This is a genomic window from Mesorhizobium sp. M7A.F.Ca.CA.004.12.1.1 (assembly GCF_003997835.1).
In the GTDB taxonomy this organism is placed as follows: Bacteria; Pseudomonadota; Alphaproteobacteria; order Rhizobiales; family Rhizobiaceae; genus Mesorhizobium.
In genome coordinates this window covers 1-9603 of sequence record NZ_RZRK01000165.1, presented here as the reverse complement: position 1 = coordinate 9603, position 9603 = coordinate 1, and the positions used below count along the sequence as shown (strand labels likewise).

Sequence of the window (9603 nt, the reverse complement as noted above, 5' to 3'; positions counted from 1 at the left end):
TTTCTGCTCCGGCCGGTCCGCACCACGCCGTCGATGACGACCATTCCAATGCCTGGAAGATTGCCGAGCGCCACGCTGTCGAGCAGCCCGTCGCCGGCGCCGCCGATCGCCTGATCCATGAAGATCAGGTCGGCGGCGCGACCGACCTCGATCAAACCGCGATCGTCCAGTCTGCGCACGCGCGCCGTGTTGCCGCTGGCAAGACAGAACGCCACTTCCGGCGCGATGCCGCCCAGCGAAGCCAGCATGGTGAGCGTCCGCAGGATGCCGAGCGGCTGCACGCCGGATCCGGCCGGGCTGTCGGTGCCGAGGATGACGCGCGAAAGTTCGCCGCGCTGCCTTGCCAGATCGAGCACGAACAGTCCGGTGCGCAAATTGCCGTTATGGACGATTTCAAGCGCCCTCGAGCCCTTCTCGCAGATCTGCCGTATTTCCGCGTCGGGCAGGGCGGTTGGCCCGCCATTGACGTGGGCGACGATGTCGGCGTCGACCTCCAGCACGACATCCGCGCCGATGCGGCCGGAGCCGGGCAGCGACGGGCCGCCCGTGTGGGTCATCGAGGTCATGCCGTATTTGCGCGCCCAGGCGATCATCTGCCGGCCGGTCGGCCCATCCTTGACGCCGCCAAGCCCGACCTCGCCGACAAGCGTCACGCCGGCCTCGGCGAGACTGCGGAAGTCTTCCTCGGTAAGGCCGGGTTCCAGGATCGGTGCCCCGGCCAGGATCTTCATGCCGTTCGGACGGAAGTTGGAGAAGGTGCGTTGGGCAGCGATCGCCAGCGCCTTCAGCCCGACCAGGTCGCGCGGTCGGCCCGGCGTGTGGACTTCCCCCGCCGAGATCATGGTGGTGACGCCGCCATGCACGGTCGAATCCATCCAGCCGATCTGGTTCTGCCGAGGCGTCCAGTCGCCGGCCACCGGATGGGCGTGGTTGTCGATAAGACCCGGCGCGACCGCGCAGCCCATCGCATCGATGACCGTCGCCGCGCTGCCGCCATCAATGTCGCCTGCCTTGCCAATGCCTGATATGCGTCCATCGGTCACGACGATGGTGTCGGCGTCGATGATCGGTTGTGCTAGATCGCCACTCAGCATGAGACCGATATTGCGGACGACGAGCGTGTTGGCAGACGACTGGAGGTCGGACGACATCGGTTCTCACTTTTGCTGTTATGGAAAAAAGGACTGGACGCAGCTTATTTGCCGCCGTCGCCAGTCGATGGGTCGTCGTCGTTGATGCGCTGGAGCAGGCGAAGCAGCGTCGCCTGCTCGGCCGGTGAGAGCGGCGACAGGAACCGCCGCCCGACCTCGACGCTGCGTTCGAGCCGCTCCAGCGTATAGTCGGTCCCTTTGCTGGTCAGCGCGATCATCGTCAGGCGTTGGTCGGTTTCGGAGGCGCTGCGCGTGATCAGCCCGTGTTTGAGCAGTTTGCGCATGACGATGCTGATGGTCGATGGGTCCATCGCCGTCAGCCGGCCGAGATGGTTCTGCGAAACTTCGCCATGCTTGAGGATCGTGGCGAGCGCCGCGAATTGCGTTGGCGAAAGGTCTTCGCCGGCCATGACCTGCTGGAAGCGCAACGTCGCGCGCTGATGCGCCCGGCGGATGACGTGCGCCGGGTGGCGGTCCAGTTCATAGCCGGTCCCGGCGTACTGCTGCAGCACCTGCTCGCGGCTCAGGGGTGCATCGCCTCCCGGCGTTTCGCCTTTTTTGGATTGCGGTTTCTTTTCAGTCGTCACACCGGACTCCTATCGCCGCTGTCTTGGATGTCGCCGGCCGGAAAAAGCTCAAGCCGCAACCCTCGCTGGTTGAAGCGATGTCCCGTCGCGGAGGGCTGCGACGACATCAGCCGAATCGCTGACCACGCCGAAATGGGTCGCTATGTCATACAGCGAGCTTTCCTGCTCGCGTGGTCCCGTCGCCGCGCAGCAATCGCTTGGCACCACCACCTCATAGCCCTCGAAAAAGGCATCGTGGACGGTCGAGCGCACACAGATATTGGTGACCACGCCGAAGATGATCAACTGATCGATCTGCATGTCTTTCAGCGTCAGGTCGAGGTCGGTTTGGAAGAAGGCCGAGTAGCGCCGCTTGATCACATGGATCTCATCATCGCGGGCGCCGAGATCCTCGATGATCTCCGGCCCCCAGCTTCCGTCCAGGCAATGCGGCGTGCGCTTCAGCCATTCGCGCTCGCGTCGCATGCCCGGCCGGTGGCTGTCATGGACCCAGATCACCGGCACGCCGGCGGCGCGCGCGGCCTCGATCACGGCCAGTTGCGGCCCGACCAGCGTCTCGTACCCAGGCAGGACCATGGCCCCGCCGGGCTTGCAGAATTCATTGATCATATCGATGACGACAACGGCTGCACGGCGTGGATCGAGACGCACCGCGTCATCGTGCCGATGTGAGGAAAAACTGTCCACGGACATGGCGAGCTCCTTTGACCGATCGTTGATGCTCATACAAAAAACCCTAGTGGATGCCAAGTCAATCCCGTTCGACGCAAAGCGTGCTGGTCGGCCTTGCGCACCGCGCTCCGACAAGCGTATGCGCTATTTGTCCATCGCGAAATGGCCTTGACAACGCTTGTCAGGCATGTGCTCGATTTGTACGACCATCAACGATATTCAAGCCGCTGAATTGTGGAGCCGAGGCCGAGATATGAAAACCATCGTCACCGGAGCCAGTGGCCTGCTTGGCTGCCATGTGGCCGAGGCTCTGGTTGCGGCCGGCCACGATGTGCTTGGTGTCGATACCGTGGTGCCGGGTGAGGTCGCATGGCGCCACGCAACCGCCGATTTGACCGATCTGGGATCGACGCTGCAGCTGGTGCGCGACTGCGATGCGGTTGTGCATGTCGCGGCCATTCCGCGGCCGACCGGCCGGGCCGGCGGCGAGGTGTTCAAGACCAACATCGCGACCGCCTACAATGTGGTCGAGGCAGCTGCCATGGCCGGCGCCAGGCGCTTCGTCTATGCCTCGTCCTTCAGCGTTTTCGGCTATCCCTTTTTCGAGAAACCTGTTCGACCGCCCTATCTGCCGGTCGACCTGAACCATCCGGTCGGCGCGCAGGACCCGTACGGCCTGTCGAAATGGCTGGGCGAGGAAATCGTCGACGCGGCGGTGCGCCGCGGCGCCTTTTCGGCGGTCAGTATCCGCATGCCGTGGATCCAGACGCCGGGTTCTTTTTTCGAGGGCGTCGGGCCGCGCCGCGCCACTGCCGACAGTGCCCGCGACCTGTGGGCCTATCTCGATGCGCGCGACGCCGGGCAGGGCTTCCTGCGGGCGCTTGAATGGCAAGGCGACGGCCATCTGCGCGTCGTCCTGAGCGCCGCCGACACATTCATGGAAGAGGAAACCGAAGCGCTCGTGCGCCGGGTCTACCCTGATGTCCCCCTGTCACGGCCGATCGCCGGTTTCGGCGCCGTGCTCGACACGATCCATGCGCGCGAAACGATCGGCTTCGAGCCAAGCCATTCGTGGCGTTCCTATCCGAAGCCGGAGGCCGGACAATGAAACGGTTCGAAAAACAGAATGTTCTCGTCACCGGCGGCGCCGGCGCGATCGGCAGCGCAGCGGTGCGGCGTTTCCTTGACGAAGGCGCGCGGGTCGCCATTGTCGACCGCAATGGCGCGGCGGCGCAGCAACTGGCTCGCTCACTGGGTGAAAACGCCATTGCCATCGAAGCCGACGTCACCGACGAAGCGGATGTGCGGCGCGCCGTCGAGGCGACCGTCGAGACGTTCGGCGGCCTCGACGTGGTGTTCAACAATGCCGGCATTTCCGGCGTCGTCGCTCCCGTTCACGACCTGCCGGTCGAGGACTGGGATACGACCATCCGCATCAATCTGCGCGGCATCTTCCTCGTGCTGCAGGCTTCGCTTCGGGCGATGATCAAGGCCGGGACCGGTGGCTCGATCGTCAACATGGGCTCGTCCATGGCCGGTTGGGACGTCCTTTCGGGGGGAGCTGGCTATGTCGCTTCCAAACACGGCGTGGTCGGCCTGACGCGGGTCGCGGCGCTCGATGCCGCGCCCTATGGCATACGCGTCAATGCCATCTGCCCCGGCGTGATCGAGACGACGCTTGGCGTGCCAGCTTCCGGCAACGGCGAATTCAAGAGCAGCGTTCAGCATTTCGCCGACCGCATTCCGTTGCGCCGCATCGGCCAGCCGGACGATGTCGCGGCCGCCGTGGCTTTCCTGGCCTCCGACGAGGCGAAGCACGTCACAGGCGTGGATTGGCTGATCGACGGCGGCCAGACCTTGCAGAGCTGGGCCAATGCCCCTGATGGCGGCGCGTTTCCGAAATTTCGCTAAAGTCTTTTCGGCGGCATTGCCTGGATAATCCGGATGGCAAGATCGAGATCGGCGAGCCCGCCCGAAAGCGGCGTGCGCGGTTTCGCGCCGGCAAGGATGCAATCGGCGAAATGCAGCCACTCGCGGCGGAACGACGTATCAGGAACGCCAGGCAGAACGCGTTCGGATGCAGCCTCGCCTGTCGTTTCACGTAGCCGGACAGTCGCCGAGGCATTGCGGAAATAGGGGTTCTGGAATTCGATCCGCACCTCGTCGCGCTCGCCATGCACATGGATCCACTCGTCCCACCATTCATACTGGGCAAGTGCCATGTCGAAGAGGCAAGGGACGCCGCCATAGTCGAGCACGGCCAGCAACTGGTTCGGGCCGGTCTGCTGTGCATGGACGACGCGGTCGGGTGTGCCGAAAGCACCGCGCATGACGGCAAGGTCGTGGCTGGCGAGGCTGAGCAGTACAAGATAGAGATCGCGATAGCCGGCATGGTCCACACCGAGCGCCGCCTCGATGCGCCGAGCGACCGTTTCGCGCCCCGCCGCCAACACATCGGCCGGCACGTCGGTGACCCTGGTCTGCGTGTAGAGTTGGCCATAACGGTCGAAGCGGCCGGCGAAATCGTGGACATGGATCGACTTCGGCCGGCCGATGGCGGCGATGCGCTCCAGCCCGGTCTCATAGCCGGGATCATAGAATTTCATGTAGCCGACAAGGGCGACGAGGCCGCTCCGCTCGGCCTGCTCGACCAGCGGGCGCGCCTCCTGCGGCGTGAAGGCAAGCGGCTTCTCGACGATCAGGTGCTTGCCGGCGCGGATTGCATCGGCAACCATCTCGCCATGATCGTAGGTGCAGATCACGACCGCATCGACATTCGGGTCGGCAAGCAGCGCGCGATGGTCGGTATATCTGGCAGTGACGCCATAATGTTCCGCGACCTTGTCGGCCGTGCCGGGAGAGATGTCGCACAAGGCGGCGATGCGAAACGCCGGCAATTCCATCAGATAAGGCAAGTGCATCAGCTGGGCGATCTCGCCGCAGCCGATGACGCCGACGCCAATAACGCGATCCTGCATGTCAACCCTTCACGGCGCCGGCTGTCAGGCCGGCGATGAACTGCCGTTGCATGGCGACAAAGACGACGATCACCGGCAGTGTCGTGATCGTCAACGCGGCGAAATAGAGCGTCCAGAGCGAGTCGTATTGCTGGAAGAAGCTGACCAGTCCAAGCGGGATGGTCTGCACCGAAGGGTCGCGCAACAGCAGGAAGGCCAGGAAGAAATCATTCCAGATCTCGATGAAGCCGAAGATGAGGATCAGCGCAACGCCCGGCCGCACCAGGGGCAGCATGATGTGGATCAGGATCTCGAGCCGGCTGGCGCCATCGATGCGCGCGGCATCTTCGAGGTCGGCCGGCAATGTGATGAAGAAGCTGCGTAGGATGAAGACCGAAAGCGGCAGCGACGTCGCGGCATAGATGAAGGCAATGCCGAGCCGGCTGTTTATCAGGCCGAGATCGCGCGCCACCAGGAACAGCGGAATGGCCATCACCTGCGGCGGCACCAGCATGGCCGCAACCGCGACTGCGACCACAAGACCGCGTCCGGGGAAACGAAGACGCGCCACCGCATAGGCGCACGGCGTCGCGACGGCCACCAGAATGATCAATGCCGAGCCGGTGACGAAGATGCTGTTGACGATGCGCGATCCCATGCCGGCGATCCGCCAGGCATCGGCATAGTTCTGCAGCACCAGGCTCGATGGCGGACCCCAGACATTGCTGAGCATTTCCTGCTTGGTCTTGAGCGAACCGAACAGCACCCAAAGCAGCGGATAAACGGTCTCGAAGAGCACGAGGACGAGCGCGGCATAGATGCCGCCAAGTTCGAGGATGCCGCGCATGCCGAGGCGCTGCATGAGCCCGCGACGGCGAGAGCCGGCGGCGCCATCGTCCAGCGAAATTGGAGGGTTGGCGGCTGCTCTCATCAGACGTCGAGCCTTTGCCTGCGCATCAGGGCCAGCAGGCCGACACTGGCCAGCCCGACGATCATGAACAGCACATAGCCGATCGCCGCGGCGTAGCTCATGGCGCCGTCCTGGAAGGCCTTGCTCATCATGTAGGTGAGCACCACTTCGGTGGCGTGGTTCGGGCCGCCCTTGGTCAGGACATAGACGATGTCGAAATTGCGCACGAAGGCGCCGGAAAGGCCGAGGATGGTGTTGATGAAGATGATCGGCATCATCATCGGAACGGTGACGTGCCGGAAACGCTGCAAGGGGCCGGCGCCGTCCATTTTCGCGGATTCATAAAGTTCCGAGGGGATCGTCTGCAGCCCGGCCAGATAGATGACGGCATGGAAGCCGAGCCATTTCCAGACATCGACGACGATGATCGAGTAGAGCGCGATGTCGGCGTCGCCGAGCCATGATCGTTTCAGCCCGGCGAGGCCAATGAGATCGAGCCCGCTGTTGAGCAGGCCGAAGACGGGATTGTAGATCCAGGACCAGAGCAGGCCGACGGCAACGAAGGACATCGTCACCGGGACGAAAGCGGCGGCGCGGAAGAAGGCGCGGCCAAGCAGCGCCCGGTTCAGAAGCAGCGCCAGCCCGAGGCCGAGCGCGTTCTTCAGGACCACGACGGCAACGACGAAAATCAAATTGTTGCGCAGCGCACCGAGGAAAATGCGATCGTGCACGAGGCGCTTGTAGTTGGAAATACCTGCCCAGGTCGGGTCGGAAAACCCGTCCCAATTGTGCAGGCTGAGCCAGAAGCCGTTGACGAACGGCCAGAGGTAGAAAAGACCGAAGAGGATCGCGGCGGGCAGGATCATGACGAATGCGACCGCCCCGTCCCCGGCATTGAAGCGCCAGGTGCCGGATCGGCTCGAAACAGGAGCCTCCTCTTGCGGTCGCGTGCTCATGTGGCCTTCGCGCCTTGCGGGGTCAGCACCAGCCCGAGCGTGTCCCTGACATAGGCGATGCTCTCGAGCGTGCTTTGCTCTGCCGTTTTCTTGGACGCATCCAGCTCGATGATGGCGAGGCCATCGTAGTTTGCATCCAGCAGGACGTCGACGATGCCAGCGAGATCGACGACCCCGGCGCCGAGCTCGCAGAAAGCGCCATAGCGGTCATAGCCCTTCAACGCCGGATCGACCCTGGTGTCCTTGAAATGCATGTAGCGCACGGCGGAAATGTAGGTCCTGACCGCGTCGACCGGATCGGAATTGGTGTGGGCAAGATGCGCCGGATCGATGCACAGGCCGGCCAGGTCGGTATCCAGTTCATCCATCATGCGGTCGAGCTGGTCGCGGCGCTCGATGAAGGTGTCGAGGTGCGGGTGATAGACCGTCTCGATGCCAAGGTCCTTTGTCCGCCTGCCGATATCCTCGAGCGCCCGGCAAAAGGCGCGGTAGTCGTCGGCCGTGTGCGCCCCGGCAGCGGCTTCCGAGGGACCGCCGCCGAGAACCAGCACCGGTGAGCCGAAGCCCTTCAACATCCTGGCCAGCGCGACGAGCACGTCACGTTCATAAGGCCAGGCGACAGGGTTGGTGAAGATCGCATTGACGTAGAAGGAGGAGAGCTTGATGCCATACTCGCTCTGGCCTTCCGACAGCAGCGCATAGCGCCGCAAGATGTCGGTGTCGGTGGTCACTCCCATCGGCGCCTGGTTGCCGAGCTGCATGTATTTGCGGGCGTACTGGTCCGACAGGCTGGTGAAGGCGAGGATCTCGAACCAGCCGAAGCCCTGGTCGGCGAGAAACTTGATGGCCGGCCTGAGCGGAAGGCCGGTCAGGTCCCAGCTGTTCAGATGATAGCCGATCGAGAAGCGCTGCCGTTCGGCGCGATGTGTCATCATGTGTTTTCTCCGATGGGCGAGGCTGCCCGAAGCAGGCAGCCTCTGTTTTTCTTGCCTGGCACATCAGCCCGGCTGGATGGGCGCTCGCTTGCAGGCGCTACTTCAGGGCCTCATTTGGGCGGCCAGCTGCCCTGGGCCTTGAGGTCATCGAAGATGGTCTGGATCGATGCGGCGGCGTCTTCGGGCGTCGTGGTGCCGCCGACGATGCCGGCGATTGCCGAAGACGTGGCGCTCGCGACCTCCGAGGGCCAGATCCAGTCGAGGAACTTGATCGTGTTCGGGAAGGCTTGCTTGCGCAATTCGACGGCATAGGCATCGTCGACCTGCGGCACGCCCTTGATCGAGGCCGCGATCGGCTGTTCCGGCGCGAGGTAGAGCGTCGCGACTTCAGGCCGTGTCAGATATTCGATGAATTTGACCGCGGCATCGAGCTTCTCGGGCGGGATCGAGGAGGCGACGCACATGCCGTTGTCGGCACCGCCGCCATGGCCGGGCGCTCCCGGCGTTCCGTCCATTTTCGGAAAGGCGAAGACGCCCCATTTGAAGTCCTTGACGCTCGACTGGAGCGACGGGATTTCCCAGGTGCCGCCATAATACATGGCGCTCTTGCCGGCGGCGAACGCCGCACGCATGCCGTCCTGGTCGACGGAAAGCGAATCCTTGGAAAGGATGCCATCATCGACCCATTGCTTGATCAGCTTGAAGCCCTCGACATCGGGCGCGTCGGTGAACTTGGCCGTACCCTCGAGGTTCTTCTGCGTCTTGCCGACCGGGTCGCCCGAGGCCTGCGAGAAGGTCTCGAAGTACCACATCGGCCACATCACGGTGTTCGAGCCCTGATGCAGCAGAGGGATCACGCCCTCGGTCTTGAACTTCGGCACGGCTGCCTTCAGGTCGTCATAGGTTGGCGGGACAGGAATGGCGAGCTTCTGAAAGAGATCGACATTGTAGAAGATCGTCGATGTCGACAGCGTCGAGATCGGCACGCCGTAGACTTGGCCGTTGACCGTGAAGGCGCCAAGTGCAGCGGCGTCGATCCTGTCCTGGAACGGCTTGATCTTGTCGGCAATCGGCATCACCAGTTTGCGCCTGACATAGGCGCCATTGGTGTAGAAGGCCGGGCAGGCGATCAGGTCCATTTCCTGGTTTGCAAGTTTTGCGGTCATCACGCGCTGAATGGAATCGGTTTGCGGCCCCTGGGCATCCCATTCGACGGCGGCGACGTCGGGGTTGGCCTTGAGGAAGCCGTCGATGACCTGTTGCTGGATTTTCTTTTGCTCGTCCGGCGGTTGACGCGGCGCGAGTTCGTCGAGCGCCGAGCCGCCGAAAATCTTGAGCGTGATCCCGTCGGCGTGGCCGATGCCGGGCACTGTGATCAGGCCGAGACCTAGCAGTGCGGTGGCGAGGATGGGAGCGGCGGGACGTTGTTTAGGAC

Annotated in this window: 10 protein-coding genes; 2 read left to right on the top strand and 8 right to left on the bottom strand. The window is 63.5% G+C overall.

The features are described from left to right. From EN984_RS11410 to EN984_RS11400, 3 genes are all read right to left on the bottom strand, one after another. The coding region (locus EN984_RS11410) for an amidohydrolase family protein (RefSeq protein ID WP_127383743.1) at nucleotides 1–1151 on the bottom strand (1151 nt) is incomplete at its 3' end. 44 nt (nucleotides 1152–1195) lie between these two features. Continuing rightward, nucleotides 1196–1738 carry a MarR family winged helix-turn-helix transcriptional regulator gene (locus tag EN984_RS11405; RefSeq protein WP_127267635.1) on the bottom strand — a complete coding sequence of 181 codons (543 nt, stop codon included), beginning with the start codon at nucleotides 1736–1738 and terminating at the stop codon, nucleotides 1196–1198. A 48-nt stretch (nucleotides 1739–1786) separates the two neighbouring features. Next, nucleotides 1787–2431, bottom strand: a complete 645-nt coding sequence (locus EN984_RS11400; protein WP_127267634.1) for an isochorismatase family cysteine hydrolase — start codon at nucleotides 2429–2431, stop codon at nucleotides 1787–1789. A 232-nt stretch (nucleotides 2432–2663) separates the two neighbouring features. Between EN984_RS11400 and EN984_RS11395 the strand changes: the two genes are divergently transcribed. Further along, the gene (locus EN984_RS11395) at nucleotides 2664–3518 is read left to right on the top strand and encodes an NAD(P)-dependent oxidoreductase (protein ID WP_127267633.1); all 855 of its coding nucleotides are present in this window, start codon (nucleotides 2664–2666) and stop codon (nucleotides 3516–3518) included. Then, nucleotides 3515–4321 carry an SDR family NAD(P)-dependent oxidoreductase gene (locus EN984_RS11390; RefSeq protein ID WP_127267632.1) on the top strand — a complete coding sequence of 269 codons (807 nt, stop codon included), beginning with the start codon at nucleotides 3515–3517 and terminating at the stop codon, nucleotides 4319–4321. Before EN984_RS11395 ends, EN984_RS11390 begins: the two co-directional genes overlap by 4 nt. Here the strand turns inward: EN984_RS11390 and EN984_RS11385 are convergent. From EN984_RS11385 to EN984_RS11365, 5 genes are all read right to left on the bottom strand, one after another. Next, complete coding sequence (locus EN984_RS11385; protein WP_127267631.1) at nucleotides 4318–5388, bottom strand: Gfo/Idh/MocA family oxidoreductase; 1071 nt, start codon at nucleotides 5386–5388, stop codon at nucleotides 4318–4320. The two genes, EN984_RS11390 and EN984_RS11385, sit on opposite strands and share 4 nt — an antisense overlap. A 1-nt stretch (nucleotide 5389) precedes the next feature. Continuing rightward, the gene (locus EN984_RS11380) at nucleotides 5390–6298 is read right to left on the bottom strand and encodes a carbohydrate ABC transporter permease (RefSeq protein ID WP_127267630.1); all 909 of its coding nucleotides are present in this window, start codon (nucleotides 6296–6298) and stop codon (nucleotides 5390–5392) included. Further along, a complete protein-coding gene (locus EN984_RS11375; protein WP_127267629.1) occupies nucleotides 6298–7233 on the bottom strand; it encodes a sugar ABC transporter permease in 936 nt (311 codons plus the stop codon). The genes EN984_RS11380 and EN984_RS11375 overlap by 1 nt, the downstream gene beginning before the upstream one ends. Then, nucleotides 7230–8168, bottom strand: a complete 939-nt coding sequence (locus EN984_RS11370) for a sugar phosphate isomerase/epimerase (protein WP_127271269.1) — start codon at nucleotides 8166–8168, stop codon at nucleotides 7230–7232. The genes EN984_RS11375 and EN984_RS11370 overlap by 4 nt, the downstream gene beginning before the upstream one ends. 110 nt (nucleotides 8169–8278) lie before the next feature. Beyond that, on the bottom strand, nucleotides 8279–9603 hold a 1325-nt coding region (locus tag EN984_RS11365), incomplete at its 5' end, for an extracellular solute-binding protein (RefSeq protein ID WP_127383742.1).

Coding starts and splice junctions, on each gene's coding strand:
- EN984_RS11380 (WP_127267630.1), bottom strand. CDS start 6,298: ATGAGAGCAGCCGCCAACCCTCCAATTTCGCTGGACGATGGCGCCGCC.
- EN984_RS11395 (WP_127267633.1), top strand. CDS start 2,664: ATGAAAACCATCGTCACCGGAGCCAGTGGCCTGCTTGGCTGCCATGTG.
- EN984_RS11370 (WP_127271269.1), bottom strand. CDS start 8,168: ATGATGACACATCGCGCCGAACGGCAGCGCTTCTCGATCGGCTATCAT.
- EN984_RS11400 (WP_127267634.1), bottom strand. CDS start 2,431: ATGTCCGTGGACAGTTTTTCCTCACATCGGCACGATGACGCGGTGCGT.
- EN984_RS11375 (WP_127267629.1), bottom strand. CDS start 7,233: ATGAGCACGCGACCGCAAGAGGAGGCTCCTGTTTCGAGCCGATCCGGC.
- EN984_RS11390 (WP_127267632.1), top strand. CDS start 3,515: ATGAAACGGTTCGAAAAACAGAATGTTCTCGTCACCGGCGGCGCCGGC.
- EN984_RS11385 (WP_127267631.1), bottom strand. CDS start 5,388: ATGCAGGATCGCGTTATTGGCGTCGGCGTCATCGGCTGCGGCGAGATC.